Here is a 20964-nt window from a genome sequence, read left to right as displayed (position 1 = left end):
AGCAGACGCCCCGGCATCACGAGATGCGCGGGGCGTTCCGCATGTCGGGGGATCGCCCTTTCGGCGGAGTGCCTTTCCGGGGGAGTGCCTTTCCGGGGGAGCACCGGTCCGGCGGATCGCCGGACCCGGCCTCTTCGTCCCGTCGCACCTCGCGCGCCGTCGGCCCGGCCCGCGCCGTCGCCTCAGCCCCGCGCCTCCTGCTCCAGGAACGCTGCGAGGGAGAGCGGCGGCCGTCCGGTCAGCCGCTCGACGTCGGACGAGACGTGCTCCAGCTGTCCGGCGGCGATCGCGGAGTAGGTGCTGACCCAGGCGTCCAGCTGCCAGTCCGGTGCGTTCCAGCGGCGGCGTGACGCGTACGCCTCCTCGAGGGTCTCGTCGACGTACACGGCGGGGCGGCCCGCCGCCGTCAGGGTCGCCGCGACCTCGTCGAGGGTGAGGGCCTCGGGCCCGGTCAGCTCGTAGGCGGCTCCGCGGTGCTCGGAGGGGGAGCGGAGGACCGCGGCGGCGGCGCGGGCCACGTCCTCGCGCGCGACGACGGCGGCACGGCCCGATCCCGCGGGTCCGCGGATCGCGCCGTCGTCGCCGAGCATCGCGGGCAGGAAGTCGAGGTAGAGGTTGTCGCGGAGGAACGTCCAGCCCATGCCCGAGCGGCGGATCGCGTCCTCGGTGGCCGCGTGGTCTCGGGCGAGGGTGAAGACCGCGTCGGGTGCGGCTCCGGCGAAGGAGGTGTAGACGACGTGCTCGACACCCGCGGCGGCGGCTGCGCCGACGAACGCGAGGTGCTCGGCGCGGCGCTCCTCGTTCTCGGAGGCGGAGACCATCAGGAGGAGGCGCACGCCCTCGAGCGAGTCGCCCGCGTCGGCGAAGGAGGAGCGCACCACCTCGGCCCCGGGGAGCTCGGGCGCGCGGGACGGGTCGCGGACCAGCAGGCGGAGGGCGTGACCGGCGTCGGCGAGCTCGCGCGCGACGCGACCGCCCACGGCTCCGGTGGCTCCCGTGAGGGCGATAGGGGTGCTCATCCCCCCATGATGGGCCCGATCCCTAGGCTGGGGCCATGAGCGACAACGCCCCCCTCCTCGCCATCGCCCGCTCGATCGCCGTCGAGGCGGCGCACCTCGCCCGCCAGCGGCGGCAGGACGGTGTCGAGATCGCCGCGTCGAAGTCGTCCCCGGAGGACGTGGTGACGGCCGCGGACCGGGAGGTCGAGGAGCTGATCCGCAGGCGCCTGGCCGAGGCGCGTCCGGACGACGGCTTCCTCGGCGAGGAGTCGGGGTCGGGGGGCGGCACGAGCGGGCTGACCTGGGTCGTCGATCCGATCGACGGGACCGTCAACTACCTCTACGGCATCCCCTCCTACGCGGTCAGCATCGCTGTGGTGGAGGGGGAGCCGGATCCCGCGACCTGGACCGCGCTCGCCGGCGCGGTCGTGAACGGAGCGACGGGTGAGGTGACCACGGCCAGCCGAGGCGGGGGAGCCGAGCGGGACGGAGTCGCGCTGCAGGTCTCGGCTCCCTCCTCCCTCTCGCTCGCGCTGGTCGGCACCGGCTTCGGCTACGACGCGGGCCGCCGGATGCGTCAGGGCGCCGTGGTGCAGGAGCTCCTGGGCTCGGTCCGCGACATCCGCCGCATCGGCTCGGCGGCGCTCGACCTGTGCTCGGTGGCCACCGGGCAGCTGAACGCGTACTACGAGCGGGGCTTGAACCCGTGGGACCTCGCTGCGGGCGCCCTCATCGCCGAGGAGGCGGGTGCGCGGGTCGCGGGACTCGACGGCGCATCCTTCGGCTCCGGGCTGCTCATCGCGGCACCGGATCCTCTCTTCGCCGAGCTGGAGGATCTGCTGCGCCGCCTGCGCGCGGACGAGGTGTAACCGCTCTCCCAGGCCGAGCCGACACGGATTCCGTGCGCCGAGAGGCGGATCGGCGCAGGATCCCGCCGGGGCTCGCCGCGCGTCGTGCCCCGATCGCGCCTGTGCGCGGCGGCCTCTGGCCGGATCCCGCCGGCCGTGGTTATCCTTTATGAATTCGTGATGTTCGCACAGGCTGCGCTCACGGAGCCGAGCGGTGCCTCTCCCTGGAGGCCCGCTCGTCCCCTGCCCCCGACGGAAGACATCGATTTCGTGAGCCCCGATTCGCCCGCCCCCGCTGCCCCTGCATCGACCCCCGGCGAATCGACTCCACCCCTCTCCCGTCGCGAGCTCCGCGAGCGCGAGCGCGCTCTGGCCCTCGCCTCCGACGTCTCGCTGGCGAGCGGCTCCGACGACCTCCTCGCGGCTCCGACGGCGGAGCAGCTGCGCGAAGCGGAGCGCCGCGTCGCCTCGATCCGCAGCGCCCCGGCCCCCGTCCCCGCACCGCGCGCGACGCCGCTCCGGCCCGTGCGCCGGGCCCGGGTCGGCGGACTCGTCGCCCTCTCCTTCGTCGCGGCCATCGTGGCGGCGACCTCTCTGCCGGCCACATCGCTCCTGACCGCGGAGGACGTGCAGGCGCAGAGCCTCTCGACCCCCTTCGGCGCCGACGCCCGCCGCGGCGCGCAGTCGTTCGTCGCCGGCGAGGTCAGCGCCGAGACGGTCGCCCGCGACGGGTTCGGCGTGCAGGAGCGCAAGACGCAGACCAACGTCGCCGACATCGTCCGCACCTCCGACACCGGTTTCACGAACGACCCGAACGCGTCCATCCAGTGGCCCTTCGCCGTCGGCGTGCCGGTGGGCGACCGCTTCGGCTACCGCAACTGCGCGGGCTGCTCGGTGAACCACGGCGGCACCGACTTCAACCCGGGCGACGGCTCGCCCATCCAGGCGATCGCCGACGGCATCGTGCGCACGGTCATCGACGGCGAGGGCTCGCTCGGCGTGCACGTGATCGTCGACCACGAGATCGACGGGCAGCTCGTCTCGAGCGTGTACGCGCACATGCAGCACGGCTCGGCGGCCGTGTCCGAGGGCGACCCGGTGAAGGTCGGTCAGATCCTCGGCCTGGTGGGCACGACCGGCATGTCGACCGGCCCGCACCTGCACTTCGAGATCCGCCTCGACGGCGTGACGAAGGTCGACTCCTACCTCTGGCTCAAGGCCAACGCCGGGCGCTGAACCGGCGGCGGGACGCGGGCGCCGCCGGGCGGACCCAGCGGCCCGCTACTCCGCGCGCAGCCAGACCGTGGTGTCGGCGGGCAGCGCCGGCTCGTGCAGCTCCTCCGAGGACAGCACCACGGAGCCGACGGGCAGCTCGACCGGAGCCTCGCCGAGGTTCGCGATCACCGTGACGGCTCCGCTGCGGAACGCCACGACGTCCTCCGGGTAGCCCTCGAGCCATTCGACGGCGCCGGAGCCCAGGTCCTCGGCGCGGCGCACCGCGAGCAGGGACCGGTACAGCTCGAGCGTCGAGCCCGCGACACCGCGCTGGCGGTCGCGCGCGAGCGGCGCCCAGTCGCCGGGCTGCGGCAGCCAGGAGTCGCCGGTGCCGCTGAAGCCGTACGCGGGTGCGTCCGCCTCCCACGGGATCGGCACCCGGCAGCCGTCACGGCCGTAGCGCTCGCCGCCCGTGCGGAACCAGGTCGGGTCCTGACGCGCCGAGTCCGGCAGGTCGATCGCCTCGGGGAGCCCGAGCTCCTCGCCCTGGTAGACGTAGGCGGAGCCGGGGAGCGCGAGCATGAGGGCGGTCGCGGCACGAGCGCGGCGCAGCCCCAGGACGGGGTCGGGGAGTCCCGGCGTGCGCGGGCCGATGCCGTAGCCCTGCGGGTTGTCGGACGTCAGTGCCAGGCGGCTCGCGTGGCGCACGACGTCGTGGTTCGACAGCACCCAGGTCGACGGGGCGCCGACGGCGGCGAAGGCCTCGACGGAGGAGTCGATGATGTCGCGGAGGGCGGGTGCGCTCCACGGGGTCTCGAGGTAGGCGAAGTTGAAGGCCTGGTGCATCTCGTCGGGGCGGACCCAGCGGGCGAGCTTGGAGAGCGGCTGCACCCACGCCTCGGCGCAGAGCACGCGGTCGTCCGGGTACTCGGCGAGCAGGGAGTGCCAGTCGCGGTAGATCTCGTGCACGCCGTCCTGCGCCCAGTAGGGGGCGGTGGCGGGCTCCTCGCCGTCGGCGGGAGCGACTCCGCCCATCGACCCGCTGTCGGCGGGCGGCGTGTAGTCGGGCAGCCCCTCGGCCTTGATCATCCCGTGCGCCACGTCGACGCGGAAGCCGTCGACGCCGCGGTCGAGCCAGAATCGGAGGACCTCCCGGAAGCGCTCGCGCACCCACTCGTTCGTCCAGTCGAAGTCGGGCTGCGAGGTGTCGAAGAGGTGCAGGTACCACTGGCCGGCCGAGCCGTCGGGCTCCATGACGCGGGTCCACGCGGGGCCGCCGAAGACCGATTCCCAGTTGTTCGGGGGCAGCTCGCCCGACTCGCCCCGGCCGTCGCGGAACAGGTAGCGCGCCCGCTCGGCGCTGCCCGCGGGAGCGGCGAGCGCCTCCTGGAACCAGCGGTGGGCGCTGGAGGAGTGGTTGGGGACGAGGTCGACGATGATGCGGATGCCCAGGGCGTGAGCGCGGGCGAGCATCGCGTCGAAGTCGGCGAGGGTGCCGAAGAGCGGATCGACGTCGCAGTAGTCGGCGACGTCGTAGCCCGCGTCCTTCTGCGGCGAGGTCATGAAGGGCGAGAGCCAGATCGCGTCGACGCCGAGCTCGGCGAGGCTCTCGAGGCGCGAGGCGATGCCGGGCAGGTCGCCGATGCCGTCGCCGTCCGCGTCCGCGAAGGAGCGCGGGTAGATCTGGTAGATGACGGCGGTGCGCCACCACTCGGCTCCCCGGCGGTGCTCGGCCTCGGAGTCGGGGCCGGGGGAGTTCTCGGGCGCGCCGGAGGTAGCGGAGTCCAGGGTCATGGGGTCGAGTTTATCGGGCGCCCCGGGGGCGCCGGGGGCACGCCCTCCGCCGTCCCGTACAGTCGACGGGTGATCGATGAGACGCCGGACGAGGCCCGAGCCCGACGCCGACGGGCGCTGCTGTGGGTGGTGCCGCTGCTGGTGCTGCTGGTCGGCGGCCTGGTCGCCGTCACCCTCGCGATCGGCGGATTCGCGCTGCGCAGCATGACCGGCGCCTCCGCCGTGCAGCTCGTCCTCGTCGCCTAGGCGGTCGCGGCCGGGCCGTCCTCGTCCTCGGGCGGGGGCGCGGAGGAAGTGCGCGCCCGCTCCTCGGACGCGTGCGCGGTCTCGGGCCCGGTCGCGCGGGCCTGCTCGTCGGCGCGGGTGACCGCCTCCGCGAGCTCGTCGGCGACGAGGTACCCGGGAGAGACGGCCTCGGCCCGGTAGGCCGCCCGGCCGACCATGTGCGCCGAGACGGGCACGGTCAGCAGCTGGAAGCCGATCACCAGCACGATGGTCCCTGCGGCGGCGAAGCCGGGGTTCCGGATGGCGACCGCGAGCATCACGCAGATCAGTCCGAGCACCTGCGGCTTCGTGCCCGCGTGCATCCGGGAGAGCAGGTCGTCGAACCGCATCAAGCCGATCGCGGCCAGCAGCGAGAGCAGGGCGCCGACCAGCAGCAGCACAGCGGTGAGCACGTCGAAGAACAGGTCCATGTCAGTCCTCCTCGCGGTTGGCCATGAACTTGGCGACGCTGATCGATCCGAAGACGGCGAACAGCGCGAGCCCGAGCGCGACGGGCAGGGTCCGCGCGTGGTGGTTGACCGCCATCTCGGCGCCGATCCCGCAGATGATCGTCGCGACGAGCACGTCGGCCGCGACGACCCGGTCGAGCACGGACGGACCGCGGAGGATCCGCACGAGCGCGAGCAGGCAGGCGGCGCCGAAGACCGGCACCAGGATCCAGATCAGCCAGTCGATCACCGGACCACCCCCGATCCGGCCTCGATCGGCCGATTCACGCGCTGCACGTCCTCGCGGGAGCCGATGGCCCGGACGATGCGCGCTTCCGTCCGGAGGACCGTCCGGCGCACCTCGTCGATCCGCTCGCCCTCGTCGTGGGTCACGCCGAGCACGTGCAGGTAGAGGACGTTCAGCTGCGGGTCCACGTCGATCACCAGGGAGCCGGGGACGAGCGAGACGGCCTCCGTCGTCCAGACGAGCATCCCCTCGGAGCGGCTGCGCAGGTGCACGGCGACGATGGCGTTGTGCACCGGGACGGGCAGGGTCAGGATCTGCCAGGACACCCGCACCGAGGCCACCGCGATGTCGGCCAGCAGGCGCAGGAGGAAGAGGAGCACGAACCACGGGTTGATGCGGTTCGAGAACTCGACCGGCGGCAGGTAGAACACCCGGGTGATCAGCAGGGCGACCAGGAAGCCGGTGACGATCGACAGCACCGAGACGTCGTCCCAGAGCAGCACCCAGATCCCGACGAGGGTCACGAACATCGCGACGCGGTTCCAGATGTCGACGCGGCGGCGGGGGCTCATCGCGGCCCCTCCTCTCCGAAGGACGAGTCGCGGTAGACGGTCGCGATGTAGGTCGCGGGGTCGGCGACCGCGCTCGCCGCTCGCTCGCTCGCGTCGTAGAGGGGACCGGCGCCGACGGTCAGCACGACGCCGACGACGACCATCCCCGCGGTGGCGAGCACCATCATGGGCGGCGAGTGGCGGGTGCGGATGCTGCCCGTGTCGTCGGGGTCCTCCTGCAGCTGGTCGATCAGGGGCGACTCGTAGCCGGGCACCTCCTCCTGCCGGCGCCAGAAGACCATGTTCCAGACGCGCGCGACGGCGTAGAGGGTCAGGAGCGAGGTGACGGCTCCGGCGGCGATGACGGCCCAGATCAGCCACGACGGCTGGTCGACGGCCGCCTCCGTGCCGGCGACGAAGAGCCCCACCTTGCCGAGGAAGCCGGTGAACGGCGGGATCCCGCCGAGGTTCATCGCGGGGATGAAGTAGAGCAGCGCCAGCAGCGGCGAGGCCTTGAGCAGCCCGCCGAGGCGCAGGATCGAGGTGGTGCCGCCGACGCGCTCGATCAGGCCGGTCGCGAGGAAGAGCGTCGTCTGCACCGTGATGTGGTGGATGACGTAAAAGATCGTCGCCGCGTAGCCGGCCGGGGTGCCCACGGCGATCCCGAAGACCATGTAGCCGATGTGCGAGACCAGCGTGAAGGACAGCATCCGCTTGATGTCGGCCTGCGCGACGGCGCCGAGGATGCCGACGATCAGCGTCAGCAGCGCCACCACCAGCAGCACCTCGCTCAGCCTCCCGCCGGGGAAGAGCAGGGTCTCGGTGCGGATCAGCGCGTACACGCCGACCTTGGTGAGGAGTCCGGCGAAGACGGCGGTGACCGGCGCCGGAGCCGTGGGGTACGAGTCCGGGAGCCAGAACGACAGGGGGAACACGGCCGCCTTGATCCCGAAGCCGAGCAGCAGCACCACGTGGAGCACCAGCTGCACGTCGGCGGGGAGCTCGGCGATGCGGATCGAGAGCTGCGCCATGTTGACCGTGCCGGTGGCGCCGTAGAGCAGGCCGATGGCCGAGAGGAAGAACACGCTCGAGACCAGGCTGACGACCACGTAGGTCGTGCCGGCGCGGATCCGCGGCGCGGTGCCGCCCAGGGTGATCAGCACGTAGCTCGCGGCCAGCAGGATCTCGAAGCCGACGTAGAGGTTGAAGAGGTCGCCCGCGACGAAGGCGTTGAGGATGCCCGCCGAGAGGATCAGGTAGGTCGGGTGGAAGATCGTGACCGGCGTCTCGCGGTTGCCGTCGACGAGGCCCTGGCCGACCGAGAACAGCAGGACGCCCAGCAGGGTGATCGAGGTGATCACGAGCATCAGCGCGGCGAGCGGATCGACGACCAGCACGATGCCCCACGGCGGCTCCCAGCCGCCCACGTAGACGGCGCTGCCGCCTCCGTCGCCGGTGAGGACCAGCACGAGCATCACCGAGGAGATCACCAGAACGCTCGAGAGCGTCACGATGTTCACGGTGATCTGCGCGCGCCGGTGGCGTCCGAGGATCAGCGCGACGGCCGCCCCCAGGAGGGGGAGGGTGACGACGAGCGGGATCAGGGCGTCCATCGGTCCTCCTTCCTGTCGTCGGTCATGGCGCTCTCCCCGTGCTTGGCGGCGGTGCCCTCGTCGCTGGACTCGAGCAGGACGTCGAGCGCCCGGTCGTCGGCGGTGGTCTGGGCCGAGATGCCCGCCGCGTCCTCGCGGACGGAGGCGTCGGTCTCGTCGTCCTCCACCTGGTCGGCGTTGGCGAGGCGCCAGCGCCGGTAGATCATCGCGAGGAGGAAGGCGGACACCCCGAAGGTGATCACGATCGCGGTGAGGATCAGCGCCTGCGGCAGCGGGTCGGCCATCTCGGCGGCGATCTGCTCGTAGGAGCGCCCGTCGTCGGTGACGAACGGCGCGATGCCCGAGCGGCCGGCCATCAGCAGGATGAGGATGTTGGTCGCGTTCCCGACGAGCAGGAACCCGATCAGGATGCGGGTGAGGCTGCGCTCGAGCATCTGGTAGACGCCCGCCGCGTACATCACCGCCATCACGACGACGAGGACGAGGGTGATGCTCATGCGCCGTCCCCCCTGCCCGGTCCGCCGACGACCGTGGAGCCGGTGGGGAGCGAGGTCTCGAGCCCGTCGACCGTGCCCTGGCCGGGGCCGGGGGTGCTGTCCGTCGAGTGCGTGACGCCGTCGCCCGAGGGGGAGCCCTGCTCGGCCTCCTCGCCGTGGCGGTCGACCTCGCCGCCGAGGCTGCGGAGGATGTCGAGGGCGAGGCCGATCACGATCAGGTACACCCCGATGTCGAAGAGGGTGGACGTGCCCAGGTGGAGCTCGCCCAGCACCGGCACCTCGAGGTCGAGCCAGCTCGATTCGAGGACCTCGAGGCCGAAGGCGAGGGAGGAGACGGCCGTGCCGACGGCGAAGAAGAGGCCGAGTCCGAGGACCTTGCCCGCGTCGATCGGCGCGGCCTCGCCGAGCTCGAAGCGGCCGCCGGCGAGGTAGCGCGCGACGAGGGCGAGACCGGCGAGCAGGCCGCCCGCGAAGCCTCCGCCCGGGGTGTTGTGTCCGGTGAAGAGCAGGTAGACCGACACGATCATCGCGGGGTGGAAGAGCAGGCGCACCAGCACCTCGAGCACGATCGAGCGGTTCTCCGGCCGGAGCGTGCGCCCGGCGACGAGCCAGGAGCCCCGGTCGCCGTCGCGCTCGGCGTCGGCGGAGGAGGTGGTCAGGTCCATCGCGCGCTCGCGGCGGTCGTCGGCGCTCTGCGACTCGAGGCGGGGAGCGCCTCCGGCCCGGCTGGAGAGGAAGATCAGGCTCGCGACGCCGGTGGCGACCACGACGAGGACCGAGATCTCGCCCATCGTGTCCCAGGCGCGGATGTCGACGAGCAGGACGTTGACGATGTTGCGGCCCTTGCCCTCCTCGTAGGCGAGGCGGGGCAGCTCGGCCGAGATCGGCGTCGCGGTCCGGGCGCCGAGGGCGATGGTGGCGGCGAGGGCCATGACCGCTCCGACCGCGATGCCGATGACGGCGCGCAGGCGCTTGCGCATCGGCTGGTGCTTCGCGGCGATGCGGGTCGGGAGGCGGCGCAGCACCAGGACGAAGACCACGAGGGTCACCGTCTCGATCAGCGCCTGGGTGAGGGCGAGGTCCGGTGCACCCTGGAGGGCGAAGAGGGCCACCATCCCGTAGCCGGTGGCGCCGGCCAGCAGCACGGCGGCGACGCGGTTGCGGGCGATCGCGCACAGCACCGCCGCGAGGATCATCACGGCCGCGACCGCGAGCTGGCCCGGGCTGTCCCAGAAGACGAGATCGCCCGGCCAGGTGCGGTTGAGGGCGGCCGCACCGCCGACGCCGAGGACGAAGACCGCGAAGATCACCGTCAGGTAGCGGGGGAGCGAGCCGCGCTGGACGGACTCGGTGACCGTGCTGGCGACTCGGTCGAGCCAGCGGACGGTGGCCCAGTAGCCCTCGGCCGAGTCGATCCGGTTGGGCAGCATCGACTGGGCGCGCGCGACGGCGACGCGCTTGGCGAAGAGCAGGAGTCCGACGGCGATCACGAGGGCGCTGAGTGCCAGCGCGGGCTCGAAGCCGTGCCAGAGCGCGAGGTGGTAGCCGCCGTGGTCGGAGGCCTCCGCGGCGGCGGCGAGCTCCGGGTCGGCGTCCGGGGCGGCGTAGGGGAGGGTGTCCGCGTAGACGGCGACGAGCGGGTCGAGCACGGAGGCGGCGATCCCGCCGATCATGCTGGCGGCGGCCAGCAGCACCGGGGCGGCGGTGAAGGTCCACGGCTCGGCGTGCAGGTGCGTGTCCTCGAGCCCCTTCTTCCGGGCGAAGGCGCCCCAGAAGAAGCGCGCGGAGTAGGCCACGGTGAGGATCGAGCCGAGGACGAGGCCGACCAGCGCGACCCAGGCCCAGAACGAGCCCTGCTCGATCGCCGAGATCAGGCTCGTGAACACGGCCTCCTTGGCGACGAAGCCCAGCAGCGGCGGGATGCCCGCCATCGACAGCACGCCGACGAGGGCGGCGCCCGCGAGCACCGGCGCCTGCCGTCCCAGGCCGCTGAGCTTGCGGAGGTCGCGCGTGCCGGCGCGGTGGTCGACGATGCCGACGGTGAGGAAGAGCAGCGCCTTGAAGAGGGCGTGGGCGACGAGCAGGGTCAGTCCGGCCAGCGCGGCGTCGCGCGAGCCGAAGCCGACGGCGACGGTCAGGAAGCCGAGCTGGCTGACGGTGCCGTAGGCCAGCACGAGCTTGAGGTCGTACTGCCGGAGCGAGCGCCAGCCGCCGACGAGCATGGTCCAGACTCCGACGCTCACCACCACGGGCAGCCAGACGGAGTCGTCGGCGAAGCCCGGCGCGAGGCGCGCGACGAGGTAGATGCCCGCCTTCACCATCGCGGCGGCGTGCAGGTAGGCGCTGACCGGCGTGGGAGCGGCCATCGCGGCCGGCAGCCAGAAGTGGAACGGCACCAGGGCGGACTTCGAGAACGCGCCGAGCAGCACCAGCACCAGCGCCGTCGACACGATCGGGCCGGAGGGGGCGGCGGCGACGATCCCGGAGAGGCTGGTGGTACCGGCCTGCACGATCAGGACGATGATCCCGACCAGCATCGCCAGCCCGCCGAGAGTCGTGACCAGGAGCGCCTGGAGCCCGGCACCCCGGCTCTCCTTGCGCCCGCTGTAGTGGCCGATGAGGAGGTAGGAGAGGACGCTCGTCGCCTCCCAGAAGACGAAGAGGATGATCACGTCGTCGGCCGTGACCAGCCCGTACATCACTCCGGCGAACGCGGACAGGAGCGCTGCGAACCGGCCCAGCGAGGGCTCGTCGCGGCTGAAGTACGTCGCGCAGTAGGCGAGGACCAGGGCGCCGACTCCGCTGACCACGAGGGCGAGGACGATCGAGAGCGCGTCCAGGCGGAAGGAGAGGGCGATGTCGAGCGCGGGGATCCACGGCACGGACTCGCGGATCTCGCCGCCGTCGAGGATCGTCGGCAGGGCGGTCGCGGTGGCGACGAAGCTCGCGGCCGGGATCAGCGCCAGCGCGTAGAACGTCTTCGGCCCGAACCGGTCCACCAGCCAGGGGGTCACCACGGCGATCGCGAACGAGATCACGAGGATGAGGAGCATCACATGTTCCTCCCAAGGTGTACCCAGCGCATAAGTCGGTCAAGAATATCGGAGCGCCCTCCCGCGGAACCTGAGTGTGCGAAGGCTTGACGGCCCCGTCGTGATCCGCCAGGGCCCTACCGTGGGGAGCATGGCCCGCTCGCTCCTCCCCGACCAGCTCTGCCGACTCCGCGTCCACGACCTCGCGACGGGGGAGTCGACGACCGTCTTCGAGTCCGACTCCGTCCTCGTGGAGGCGCCGAACTGGACTCCGGACGGCTCCGCCCTGATCGTGAACGGCGACGGCGGCCTCTTCCGGCTGCCGCTCGAGGGGGCGGCCGTGCTCGAGCCGATCCCGCTCGACGGGGTGCCGGCCGAGCTCAACAACGACCACGTGCTCGCCCCGTCCGGCGGGCTCGCCTACGTCTCGGCGCGCGACGGGCACCTCTACGCGGTCGAGCTCGACGGCTCCGCCCCCGCCCGCCGCCTGACCGCCGAGCGCGAGGGCGCGCGCTTCAAGCACTACCTGCACGGCGTCTCGCCCGACGGCGCGACCCTCGCGCTGATCGGCGGCGGCGACGCCTCCGGGCGGTGGCGGACCGACGTCTACACGATGCCGGCCGGGGGAGGCCCGCTCACCGCCCTGACCGACGACGAGGCGGCCGACGACGGCGTCGACGTCTCGGCCGACGGCCGCACCCTCGTCTTCAACTCCGAGCGGGCCGGAGGAGGCGCGCAGCTGTTCCGCATCGGCCTCGACGGCTCCGCGCTCTCCCGCCTGGTCGAGTCGGACACGGTCGACTGGTTCCCGCACGAGTCGCCCGACGGCGCGCACCTGCTCTACCTCGCCTATCCGGAGGGGACGGCCGGGCACCCCGAGAACGTCGACGTCGAGCTGCGGCTGCTCGACCTCCCCGGGCGCGCGACGCTCGAGCCCGGCCGCGTGCTGGAGCGCCTCCACGGCGGGCAGGGGACGATCAACGTCTCCGGCTGGGCGCCGGACTCGACGCGCTTCGCCTACGCCGACTACCCGCGGCGCTGAGAGCCTGAGTCCTTGCCGCGCATGCGCGGGAGGGGGATCGATCACGGCGGGGAGCGGGTCTTGAATCGGGGGATGAGCATCGACAGCGCAGCATCCTCCTCCGTCACCCGCTCGCCGCTCGGCGACTCCGGCATCGACGTCTTCCCGCTCTCGCTCGGCGGCAACGTCTTCGGCTGGACCGCGGGGCGGCAGACCTCCTTCGACGTCCTCGACGGCTACACGGCCGCGGGCGGCGACTTCATCGACACCGCCGACGCGTACTCCGCCTGGGTCCCGGGCAACACGGGCGGCGAGTCCGAGACGATCATCGGCGAGTGGCTCGCGCAGCGCTCGGGGGACCGGGACGACGTGGTGATCGCGACGAAGGCGGGCCGCCACCCGCAGTTCACCGGCCTCGCGCCCGACACCGTGCGCGCGGCCGCCCGCGCCTCCCTCGAGCGGCTCGCGACCGACCGGATCGACCTCTACTACGCCCACTTCGACGACGAGGCCGTGCCGATGGCCGACATCGCCGCCGTGTTCTCCGAGCTCGTGGACCAGGGCCTGGTTCGCGCGATCGGAGTGTCGAACTTCAGCGCCGAGCGCGTCGCGGAGTGGCTGCGCATCGCGGGCGAGGAGGGCCTGCACGCGCCCGTCGCGCTGCAGCCGCACTACAACCTCGTGGAGCGCGGGATCGAGGCCGACCTGCTGCCCCTCGCCCGCGAGGCGGGGCTGGCCGTCGTCCCCTACTCCGCCCTGGCGTCAGGATTCCTGACCGGCAAGTACCGTGACGGATCGACGCCCGAGGGTCCGCGCGCCGACGGCGCCTCCCGCTACCTCGACGGCCGCGGCCGCCGGGTGCTGGCGGCGCTCGACGCGGCGGCGGAGGCGCACGGCGCCGAGGTGGCGACGGTGGCCCTCGCGTGGCTCCGCTCGCAGCCCGGAGTGGTCGCGCCGATCGCCAGCGCCCGCGTGATGGAGCAGTTGCCGGCGCTGATCGCCTCGGCCTCCCTCGAGCTGAGCGCCGAGGAGCTCGCCGCGCTCGACGAGGCGAGCCGGGCGTAGCCGCAGACGGGCGGCCGCGGGGGCGCGTCCCCCGCGGTCGTCGACGCTCCGCGGAGGTGCTATCGTCTAACGGTGCCAAATCGCGGGCACGCCCCGAGAGGGGCTGTCAGACCCGCAGGTGCGCCCCCTTAGCTCATTGGTAGAGCACTTCCTTGGTAAGGAAGAGGTAGTGGGTCCGATTCCCACAGGGGGCTCCGTTCCCCGCAGGCCAGACCTGCGAAGAACGCGCGGCGGGGTAGCTCAGGTGGTTAGAGCACACGGCTCATAATCGTGGTGTCGCGGGTTCAAGTCCCGCTCCCGCTACAGCGAGAAGGCCCCGGTTCGCGCGTCGAGCCGGGGCCTTCGGCGTTCCCGGGCGAGGTCCTGCCCGCGGGAGACGTCTCAGACCGCGCAGCCCGCGAAGAGCACGTCGTCCGAGGAGACCAGGTCCTCCAGGGTCAGCAGGCGGTCGAGGTCGTGGCCGGCGGCCAGGGCGTTGGCGCGCTCCGGTGCGGTCTGGGGGGCGAGGCGCCCCTCCATCACCCCGCCGAGGGCGCGGACGGCGCACGCGGCGACCACTCCCTCCGGGGTTCCGCCGATGCCGAGGACGAGGTCGACGCGGCCCGCGGGATCGGCCGCCTCGATCGCGACCGACACGTCGCCCTCGCCGCGCAGCTCGAGCGCGACCCCGACCGCGCGCAGGGCCGCGATCAGCCCGGAGTGACGCGGCTTGTCGAGCACGACGACGACCAGCTCCGCGACGGGCTTCCCGAGCGCCGCCGCCAGCCGTGCGGCGTTCTCGGCGGGAGGGAGGTCGAGCGAGACGGCGCCCCGGCCCGCTGCAGAGCAGACCAGCTTGTCCATGTAGAACACGTCGCGCGGGTCGAACAGCGTGCCGCGCGGGGCGAGCGCGATCACGCTCACCGAGCCGGGGAGCCCCTCCGCCGTGAGCCGGGTGCCGTCGAGCGGATCGACCGCCACGTCGCAGGAGGGAGCGGAGGCGCGGCCGAGGCGCTCGCCGTTCGCGAGCATCGGGGCCTCGTCCTTCTCGCCCTCGCCGATCACGACGACGCCGTCGAACGGAGCGTCGGCCAGCACGGCGCGCATCGCCGCGACCGACGCCTCGTCCGCCGCGATCTTGTCGCCGCGCCCGTACCAGCCGCGCGCCGCCTCGGCCGCCGCGCGCACGGCGGCGGCCACCGCCTCCTGCAGCTCGGCCGGGTAGGCGGGCGACGCGATCAGCCGCAGGCCGCTCATGCGCGCGCGGGCTGAGCGGTCGCGGTGCGGACCAGCCGCTCCAGGGTGCGCAGGCCGTCGGAGGAGAGCACCGACTCCAGGTGCCCCTGCACCGACGCGACGTGCTCGCCGCGCAGGGCGTTGACCACTCCCGTCTCCGGATCGACCGACACCTCGAGCCCCAGCCGGGGCGTGCGCGCGACGCCGGGGGCGACGGAGGAGAAGGTGTTGTAGAAGCCGATCGCGGCGTCCTCGCCGAACACGTCCACCGCCAGGCGCACGCCCTGGCGGGGCGCGGGCAGCGGCTCGACCGGGAGGCCCGCCAGCAGCGACAGCATCTGGTGGCTGAGGCAGACGGCGAGCATCGGCCGCTCCGCCTCGAGGCGCGTGGTCATCAGCGAGCGCAGGTGCGCGATCCGCGGGTCGGAGTCGTCGCGGGGGTCGCCCGGGCCGGGGCCGAAGACGACGAGGTCGTCGCTCAGCACGTCGGCGACCTCCGACCAGCGCTCGACCCGGGCGTCCATCCCGAGGTGGCGCAGCTGGTGGGCGAGCATCGTCGTGAACTGGTCCTCGTTGTCGACGATCAGCGCGGTGTGCCCGGCGAGGCCGGCGATGTGCTCGGGCGCCTGGGGCCGGAGCCAGAACGAGGCGAGCCGCTCGTTGCGCGCCTCGAGCGCCTCCTGCACGCCCGGCTGCGCGTTCAGGTCGATGGCCGGCGGCACCTCGCGGTGCGGCAGCAGGCCCAGGGCGGAGAGGACGCCCGACGCCTTCGCCCGCGTCTCGGCGACCTCGCCCTCGGGGGTGGAGTGGCGCACGAGCGTCGCGCCGGCCGGCACGGTGAGGCGGCCGTCCGCGCGGAGGTAGGCGGTGCGGATGAGGATGGGGGCGTCGACCGTGTAGCCGTGCTCCTCCGGCTCGAAGAGGGCGAGCACGCCGGAGTAGTAGCCGCGCGGCTCCTTCTCGTACTCGGCGATCACGGCGCACGCGTTCTCCATCGGCGAGCCGGTGACCGTGGGCGCGAACATCGTCAGCCGCAGGACCTCGCGCACGTCGAGTCCGGTGCGGCCCTCGAGCAGGTACTCGGTGTGGCTGAGCCGCGACATCTGCTTGAGGAACGGCCCGAGGATGCGGCCGCCGTCCGGGCAGACCGCGCTCATCATCTTCATCTCCTCGTCCACGACCATGAAGAGCTCCTCGCTCTCCTTGACGTCGGCGAGGAACGCGAGCACCTCCTCCCCGGTGGGTCCGGCCGCGGGGTGGCGGAAGGTGCCGCTGATCGGGTTCATCATGGCGACGCCGTCGCGCACCGAGACGTGGCGCTCGGGGGTCGCGCCGACGGCGGTGACCGTCTGCGCGCCGTCGACGCCGGGGGTGTGGATCGCGAAGGTCCAGTACGCGCCGGACTCGTCGGTGAGCAGGCGGCGGAACCAGGCCAGGACCGCCTCGACGGGCGGCGCGTCGGTCTGCGCGACGAAGGCGCGGTTGATGACGAAGTTGGCGCCCTCGCCGCGGCCGATCTCGTCCTCGATCACCCGGCGGACGATGTCGGCGTACTCGTCGTCCGGCACGTCGAAGCCGCGCTCCTCGACCGGGATCTCCCGCTCGGGCAGGAGCCGCAGCACCTCCGCCAGGGGGACGCTCTCGCGCTCGCGCACCACGAGGTTGCGCAGCGGGGCTCCGTCGTCCTTCGCCGCGAAGCCGCGCTCGCGCACCTGCCGGTAGGGCACGAGGGTCAGCACGTCGTCGCCGTCGAGCGGGATGTCGGCCAGGCCCTCGACGTCGAGCACGTCGCCCGTGAACACGTCGACGGCGTCGCGGCCCTGGCGGAGGACCACCGCGAACGGCAGCGTCCCGTCGGAGGCGAGGATGCGGGAGAGGAGCGAGGTCATCGTGGTCCTTGAATCGGGTCGTGCCCCACCCGGGCCCTGACATGCAGAACGACCGCCCGGAGGAGGCGGTCGCGTGCGAGGGGTCTGCGCGTCGGTCCGCCTAGGAGGCGGGCCACCAGGGGCTTCGGATCGACGTGCGCACGCGGCGAGTCTAGGGGAGAGCCGGGCGGCGGCCAAGCGGTGTCAGGCGGCCGGCCGCTCGGTCGGCTCGCCCCGCAGGGTCCGGAGCAGGAGGGTCGCGCCGGCCGTGGCGGCGGGGGTGGCGACGACCGCGCCCCCGGGGACGAGGAACGCCAGGTAGACGGCGATGCCGAAGCCGAGCGAGACCGCGCGGTGCTCGCCGAGGAGGCGGCGGCGGTCGCGGAGGGAGAGCCCCCGGGCGTCGCCCGCGAACCCGGTCAGCTCGAGCGCGAGGGCCCTCCCGCCGACCAGGGCGCCCGCGACGAGGCCGACGATCGAGCCGACCAGCGGCACCAGGCCCAGCAGCACCAGGACCACGCCGATCCCGAGGGAGGTGGCGACCAGCACGGCGGAGTCGCGGAGGCCGCGGCCGACCCCCTGCCAGAAGGTGCTCTCGCGCTCGTCGGGCACGCCGCCGAGGTCGTCCTCGACCCGCCGCCAGATCCGCTCGTAGAAGGGGTCGCCGACCAGCAGGGTCACCGCGGCGAAGAGGACCACGCCGAGGGCGAGCGCGGCGCCGACCACCGCGATCGAGAGCACCAGGCGGACGGTGGCGGCCGTGCCCTCGTCCCAGCCGCCTGCGAACGGGGTGAGCGCGGTCACCGCGTCCTGCACCCGCGTGAGCACCAGGACCAGCACGCCGACGAAGACCAGACCGACGATCAGGGGCGGGATCGCGCCGAGGAGCATCGCCCGCGGCGAGCGGACCCAGGTGCGGAAGCCGCGGAGGAAGAGCCGGGCACCGAGGCCGAGATCGCGGAGGACGCTCATCCCCCGATCCTCGCAGGTGGGTCCGGCCCGGCGGTCCGGTAGAACACCCGACCGTGCGGGGTGCGGAGCCTCAGACCCGCTCGAACGGAGCGAGCAGCCCCGCCATTGCCTTCGTCCGCGGCGCGGCGTACTCGTCGCGCCGCGAGGTGCTGACGCCCATCGCGACGAGCCCCTCCACCAGGCGCACCGCCGAGGCGACGCCGTCGATCACGGGCACGCCCAGCTCCCGTGAGAGGTCGCGGCACAGGTCGGCCATGCCCGCGCAGCCCAGCACGATCGAGTCGGACCCGTCGACGGCCAGCGCTTCGGCGCACTCCGCCAGGATCGCGCGGCGGGCGTCGGAGCGGGGGTCGTCGAGTTCGAGCACGGGGATGTCGCAGGCGCGCACCTGACGGCAGGCGTCGCCGAACCCGGCGCGGCGGGCGATGTCCCAGGCGCGGCCGCTCGTGCGCGAGAGCGTGGTGACCACGCTGAAGCCCCGGCCGACGAGCGCGGCCATGTGCATGGCGGCCTCGGCGATCCCCACGACCGGGCCGCTCGCGATCTCGCGCGCGGCGTCGACGCCCGGGTCGCCGAAGCACGCGATGACCGCGCCGTCGCAGCCGGCCGCCTCCGCCCGGGCGATCTCGTGCAGGACGCCGGGCACGGCGAGCGCCTCGTCGTAGTGGCTCTCGATCGACGCCGGACCCATCGGCGGAGTGACGGCCGTGATCTCGGTGCCGAGCGAGGCGACGGAGCGGGCGGCCCGGCCGATCGCCGCGGTCATCGCAGTGCTGGTGTTCGGGTTGACGACGGTGATGCGCATGGTGGTTCCTCGCTTCGGGTGCCGGGAGGGGGAGGGGCCCGCCCGGCCGCCGGTCCGCGGGATGCGGAGCGGCCGGAGCGGATCCCTCCTCCGTGCCGGCCGGATCAGACGGTCGAGCCGTCGCTGACGTGCTCGAGGTCGTCGTCGAGGCGCCCGATCCGCGGCGCGCGCCGCTCGAGCACGGCCATCGCGACGAACCCGAGCCCGCAGCCGAGGAACCAGCTGTAGTCGCCGAGCCAGGTGAACTCCGCGCCTCCCGCCTCCGCGATCCAGCGCGGCACGAGCACCGAGGCGACGGAGGGGACTCCGCCGATCACGGTCGCCCAGACGGCGTTGGGGTTGAAGCCGCGCGAGAACCAGTAGCGGCCCTTCTCGCTCATCGTGTAGAGGTCGTCCACCCAGACGCGCTGGCGGCTGATCAGGTAGTAGCCCGCGATGAGGACGCCGAACAGCGGTCCGATCAGCGCGCCGAGGATGCCGAGCGTGTAGTGGATGGCGGTGTCGTTCGAGTACCAGTTCCACGGGGTGAGCAGCACCGAGCCGACGGCGGCGATCATGCCGCCCATCCGCCAGCTGATCTTCTTCGGGTTGACGTTGGAGAAGTCGAACGCGGGGGAGATGAAGTTGGCGACGATGTTGATGCCGATCGTCGCGATGACGAACGTGAGCCCGCCCAAGAGCACGGCGAACCAGGTGTCGATCCGCTCGACGGTCTCGATCGGGTCGGTGATCAGCTCGCCGAAGACCGGGACGGTCGCCGACGCGGTGATCACGGTGAGGAGGGAGAAGAAGAGGAAGTTGATCGGGAGGCCGAGCAGGTTGCCGCGCTTCACGGCGCCGTAGCTGCGGGCGTACCGGGAGAAGTCGCCGAAGTTGAGCATCGGGCCCGAGAAGTAGGAGACGACCAGGGCGACGGCCGAGATCATCACCGGCACCGCGGCGGCGAGGTCGAGCGGCTCGCCGGAGCCGAGGGTGAGCGAGATGTTCTCCCAGCCCGCCTGCGACACCAGGTAGACGGCCAGCACGAGCATCACCACGTAGACCGCCGGTCCCGCCCAGTCGATGAAGCGGCGGATCGACTCCATGCCCCGCCAGAACAGCGCGGCCTGCGCGACCCAGAGGATCGCGTAGGAGAGGTAGCCCAGAGCCGAGAGGCCGAGGAACGACGCCTCGGGCGTGTTCAGGGCGGCCATGCCCGGGAAGAACTTGAGGAAGACGATGTTCAGCGACTGCGCCGCCAGGTAGGTCTGCACGCCGTACCAGGCGATCGCGATCAGTCCGCGGATGATCGCCGGGATGTTCGCGCCGCGGATGCCGAAGATCGCCCGGTTGATGACGGGGTAGGGCACGCCGGTGACCTGGCTGGGCTTGGCGACGAGGTTGCAGAAGACCTGCACGATCACGATGCCCACCACCAGGGCGACGAGCACCTGCCAGCCGGCCAGGCCCAGCGCGAAGAGCGAGCCCGCGGTCACGTACCCGCCGACGCTGTGCACGTCCGACATCCAGAACGCGAAGATGTTGTAGCTCGACCAGCGCTGCTTCCGGAGCGGGGCGAGGTCCTCGTTGGAGAGGCGGTCGTCGTAGCCGGCGCTCGCCGCGGCGGCGGGATCCGGATCGACGGGAGGAGCGGTGACTCGGGGTGCGGTGACTCGGTCGGACATGGGTGGATCCACCTCTCGGGCGGTCGTGCGCAGAGCGGCACGGAGCGGATGTGTCAGGGTGGTCGGGACGTCCGGCCGAGGAGGCGGGGCGTCGCGGAGAGCGTTCCGAGTGAAGTGATCACTTCACGCGGGCCACGCTACGAGTCGGGAGGCCGCCGCTCGTTTCGGCTCCGTTACGGCTGTGTGACGATCCGCGAGAGGGGACGGGCCATGCCCTCCGACGACACCGCGCCCGACGAGGCGGCCGCCCGGGCGATCGCGGACGGGGCCGGACTCGGCGCCCGGCTGCGGGAGCTGCGGCTCTCGGCGGGCCTGTCGCTGAAGGCACTCGCCGGGCGACTCGGCATCTCCGTGAGCGCCGTCTCGCAGATCGAGCGCGGAGCCATGCAGCCCTCGGTCGGCCGGCTGATCGCCCTCGTGGACGCGCTGGGGGTCCCGCTGTCCGCCGTGTTCGACCAGGGCGCGTCGGCGCCGGTCGAGACCGCGGTCGTCCGGGCGCGCGAGTCGGCGCCCGTGGCGCTCGAGGGCGGAGTGCTGTTCCGCCGTCTGGCGCCGCGTCCGCTGGACGCCGTCGACTTCTTCGAGTCGACCTACCCGCCGGGCTCGACCTCGACGGCGCACCGGCAGCTGCTCCGCCACGACGGGTTCGAGATGGGGACGGTGACGCTCGGAGAGCTGACGGTCGAGTTCGAGGACGAGTCGGTCGTCCTCGGGCCGGGCGACGCCATTACGTTCCCGTGCGAGCGGCCGCACCGCATGGTCAACACGGGCTCGACCACGGCGATCGCGACCTGGCTGATCGTCCACCGCTGACACTGCGCCGGTGCTTCGTGCCGGACCCCTGGC

The 20964-nt window shown here is 72.9% G+C and carries 19 protein-coding genes and 2 tRNA genes; 8 read left to right on the top strand and 13 right to left on the bottom strand.

Annotation, left to right across the window (positions count from 1 at the left end):
- Positions 1-182: 182 nt before the first annotated feature.
- A complete protein-coding gene (locus C5C33_RS03790; RefSeq protein ID WP_104260457.1) occupies positions 183-1019 on the bottom strand; it encodes an NAD(P)H-binding protein in 837 nt (278 codons plus the stop codon).
- Positions 1020-1054: 35 nt separating this feature from the next.
- Here C5C33_RS03790 and C5C33_RS03785 point away from each other — a divergent pair, with 35 nt between their 5' ends.
- A complete protein-coding gene (locus C5C33_RS03785) occupies positions 1055-1867 on the top strand; it encodes an inositol monophosphatase family protein (protein ID WP_104260456.1) in 813 nt (270 codons plus the stop codon).
- Between the two features lie 249 nt (positions 1868-2116).
- Positions 2117-3082: a M23 family metallopeptidase gene (locus C5C33_RS03780; RefSeq protein WP_181136183.1), complete on the top strand. Its 966-nt coding sequence runs from the start codon at positions 2117-2119 to the stop codon at positions 3080-3082.
- 45 nt (positions 3083-3127) lie between these two features.
- Here the strand turns inward: C5C33_RS03780 and C5C33_RS03775 are convergent, their stop codons facing one another.
- Positions 3128-4855 carry a glycoside hydrolase family 13 protein gene (locus tag C5C33_RS03775; RefSeq protein ID WP_104260454.1) on the bottom strand — a complete coding sequence of 576 codons (1728 nt, stop codon included), beginning with the start codon at positions 4853-4855 and terminating at the stop codon, positions 3128-3130.
- 69 nt (positions 4856-4924) lie between these two features.
- Between C5C33_RS03775 and C5C33_RS18365 the strand changes: the two genes are divergently transcribed.
- Positions 4925-5101, top strand: coding sequence for a hypothetical protein (locus C5C33_RS18365; RefSeq protein WP_159939698.1), 177 nt, complete (start codon positions 4925-4927; stop codon positions 5099-5101).
- On the opposite strand, the gene mnhG is transcribed toward C5C33_RS18365, so the two are convergent.
- Genes mnhG through C5C33_RS03745 form a run of 6 tightly spaced genes read right to left on the bottom strand, consistent with a single transcriptional unit; the run spans position 5098 to position 11529 of the window.
- Positions 5098-5550 (bottom strand): monovalent cation/H(+) antiporter subunit G, encoded by a 453-nt coding sequence (mnhG, locus tag C5C33_RS03770; RefSeq protein WP_244229587.1) that lies wholly within the window; start codon positions 5548-5550, stop codon positions 5098-5100. The genes C5C33_RS18365 and mnhG overlap by 4 nt on opposite strands.
- Position 5551: 1 nt before the next feature.
- Positions 5552-5818: a monovalent cation/H+ antiporter complex subunit F gene (locus tag C5C33_RS03765; protein WP_308470711.1), complete on the bottom strand. Its 267-nt coding sequence runs from the start codon at positions 5816-5818 to the stop codon at positions 5552-5554.
- The gene (locus C5C33_RS03760) at positions 5815-6387 is read right to left on the bottom strand and encodes a Na+/H+ antiporter subunit E (RefSeq protein WP_104234245.1); all 573 of its coding nucleotides are present in this window, start codon (positions 6385-6387) and stop codon (positions 5815-5817) included. Before C5C33_RS03760 ends, C5C33_RS03765 begins: the two co-directional genes overlap by 4 nt.
- Positions 6384-7979 (bottom strand): Na+/H+ antiporter subunit D, encoded by a 1596-nt coding sequence (locus C5C33_RS03755; RefSeq protein ID WP_104260453.1) that lies wholly within the window; start codon positions 7977-7979, stop codon positions 6384-6386. The genes C5C33_RS03760 and C5C33_RS03755 overlap by 4 nt, the downstream gene beginning before the upstream one ends.
- Positions 7967-8476, bottom strand: coding sequence for a Na(+)/H(+) antiporter subunit C (locus C5C33_RS03750; RefSeq protein ID WP_104260452.1), 510 nt, complete (start codon positions 8474-8476; stop codon positions 7967-7969). The genes C5C33_RS03755 and C5C33_RS03750 overlap by 13 nt, the downstream gene beginning before the upstream one ends.
- Positions 8473-11529: a Na+/H+ antiporter subunit A gene (locus C5C33_RS03745; protein ID WP_104260451.1), complete on the bottom strand. Its 3057-nt coding sequence runs from the start codon at positions 11527-11529 to the stop codon at positions 8473-8475. Before C5C33_RS03745 ends, C5C33_RS03750 begins: the two co-directional genes overlap by 4 nt.
- 130 nt (positions 11530-11659) lie before the next feature.
- On the opposite strand from C5C33_RS03745, the gene C5C33_RS03740 reads away from it, so the two are divergent.
- The 4 genes from C5C33_RS03740 (at position 11660) to C5C33_RS03725 (ending at position 13897) form a co-directional block, all read left to right on the top strand.
- Positions 11660-12550, top strand: coding sequence for a PD40 domain-containing protein (locus tag C5C33_RS03740; RefSeq protein ID WP_104238295.1), 891 nt, complete (start codon positions 11660-11662; stop codon positions 12548-12550).
- A 72-nt stretch (positions 12551-12622) separates the two neighbouring features.
- On the top strand, positions 12623-13594 hold the full coding sequence (locus C5C33_RS03735) for an aldo/keto reductase (RefSeq protein WP_104260450.1): 972 nt from the start codon (positions 12623-12625) through the stop codon (positions 13592-13594).
- Positions 13595-13716: 122 nt separating this feature from the next.
- A tRNA-Thr gene (locus C5C33_RS03730) sits at positions 13717-13788 on the top strand.
- A 35-nt stretch (positions 13789-13823) separates the two neighbouring features.
- Positions 13824-13897 (top strand) — tRNA-Met (locus C5C33_RS03725).
- A 78-nt stretch (positions 13898-13975) separates the two neighbouring features.
- Here the strand turns inward: C5C33_RS03725 and C5C33_RS03720 are convergent.
- The 5 genes from C5C33_RS03720 to C5C33_RS03700 form a co-directional block, all read right to left on the bottom strand.
- Complete coding sequence (locus C5C33_RS03720) at positions 13976-14830, bottom strand: fructose-bisphosphatase class II family protein (RefSeq protein ID WP_104260449.1); 855 nt, start codon at positions 14828-14830, stop codon at positions 13976-13978.
- The gene (locus C5C33_RS03715) at positions 14827-16698 is read right to left on the bottom strand and encodes an anthranilate synthase family protein (RefSeq protein WP_104254835.1); all 1872 of its coding nucleotides are present in this window, start codon (positions 16696-16698) and stop codon (positions 14827-14829) included. The genes C5C33_RS03720 and C5C33_RS03715 overlap by 4 nt, the downstream gene beginning before the upstream one ends.
- Positions 16699-16881: 183 nt before the next feature.
- Complete coding sequence (locus tag C5C33_RS03710; RefSeq protein ID WP_104260448.1) at positions 16882-17649, bottom strand: EI24 domain-containing protein; 768 nt, start codon at positions 17647-17649, stop codon at positions 16882-16884.
- Between the two features lie 70 nt (positions 17650-17719).
- Positions 17720-18454 (bottom strand): aspartate/glutamate racemase family protein, encoded by a 735-nt coding sequence (locus C5C33_RS03705; protein ID WP_104234239.1) that lies wholly within the window; start codon positions 18452-18454, stop codon positions 17720-17722.
- Between the two features lie 104 nt (positions 18455-18558).
- Positions 18559-20118, bottom strand: coding sequence for an NCS1 family nucleobase:cation symporter-1 (locus tag C5C33_RS03700; protein ID WP_104260447.1), 1560 nt, complete (start codon positions 20116-20118; stop codon positions 18559-18561).
- A 210-nt stretch (positions 20119-20328) separates the two neighbouring features.
- Here C5C33_RS03700 and C5C33_RS03695 point away from each other — a divergent pair, with 210 nt between their 5' ends.
- Positions 20329-20931 (top strand): helix-turn-helix domain-containing protein, encoded by a 603-nt coding sequence (locus tag C5C33_RS03695; RefSeq protein ID WP_104227043.1) that lies wholly within the window; start codon positions 20329-20331, stop codon positions 20929-20931.
- Positions 20932-20964 lie beyond the last annotated feature (33 nt).

This window comes from Rathayibacter sp. AY1H3 (genome assembly GCF_002932015.1).
Note: the sequence above shows the minus strand (reverse complement) of the source record. Positions and strands in the feature narration are given on the sequence as shown.

Bases quoted from the DNA above. Each gene is read 5' to 3' on its own strand.
- C5C33_RS03790 (WP_104260457.1), bottom strand. From the start codon at position 1,019: ATGAGCACCCCTATCGCCCTCACGGGAGCCACCGGAGCCGTGGGCGGT.
- C5C33_RS03785 (WP_104260456.1), top strand. From the start codon at position 1,055: ATGAGCGACAACGCCCCCCTCCTCGCCATCGCCCGCTCGATCGCCGTC.
- C5C33_RS03775 (WP_104260454.1), bottom strand. From the start codon at position 4,855: ATGACCCTGGACTCCGCTACCTCCGGCGCGCCCGAGAACTCCCCCGGC.
- mnhG (WP_244229587.1), bottom strand. From the start codon at position 5,550: ATGGACCTGTTCTTCGACGTGCTCACCGCTGTGCTGCTGCTGGTCGGC.
- C5C33_RS03760 (WP_104234245.1), bottom strand. From the start codon at position 6,387: ATGAGCCCCCGCCGCCGCGTCGACATCTGGAACCGCGTCGCGATGTTC.
- C5C33_RS03755 (WP_104260453.1), bottom strand. From the start codon at position 7,979: ATGGACGCCCTGATCCCGCTCGTCGTCACCCTCCCCCTCCTGGGGGCG.
- C5C33_RS03750 (WP_104260452.1), bottom strand. From the start codon at position 8,476: ATGAGCATCACCCTCGTCCTCGTCGTCGTGATGGCGGTGATGTACGCG.
- C5C33_RS03745 (WP_104260451.1), bottom strand. From the start codon at position 11,529: ATGCTCCTCATCCTCGTGATCTCGTTCGCGATCGCCGTGGTGACCCCC.
- C5C33_RS03740 (WP_104238295.1), top strand. From the start codon at position 11,660: ATGGCCCGCTCGCTCCTCCCCGACCAGCTCTGCCGACTCCGCGTCCAC.
- C5C33_RS03735 (WP_104260450.1), top strand. From the start codon at position 12,623: ATGAGCATCGACAGCGCAGCATCCTCCTCCGTCACCCGCTCGCCGCTC.
- C5C33_RS03720 (WP_104260449.1), bottom strand. From the start codon at position 14,830: ATGAGCGGCCTGCGGCTGATCGCGTCGCCCGCCTACCCGGCCGAGCTG.
- C5C33_RS03715 (WP_104254835.1), bottom strand. From the start codon at position 16,698: ATGACCTCGCTCCTCTCCCGCATCCTCGCCTCCGACGGGACGCTGCCG.
- C5C33_RS03710 (WP_104260448.1), bottom strand. From the start codon at position 17,649: ATGAGCGTCCTCCGCGATCTCGGCCTCGGTGCCCGGCTCTTCCTCCGC.
- C5C33_RS03705 (WP_104234239.1), bottom strand. From the start codon at position 18,454: ATGCGCATCACCGTCGTCAACCCGAACACCAGCACTGCGATGACCGCG.
- C5C33_RS03700 (WP_104260447.1), bottom strand. From the start codon at position 20,118: ATGTCCGACCGAGTCACCGCACCCCGAGTCACCGCTCCTCCCGTCGAT.
- C5C33_RS03695 (WP_104227043.1), top strand. From the start codon at position 20,329: ATGCCCTCCGACGACACCGCGCCCGACGAGGCGGCCGCCCGGGCGATC.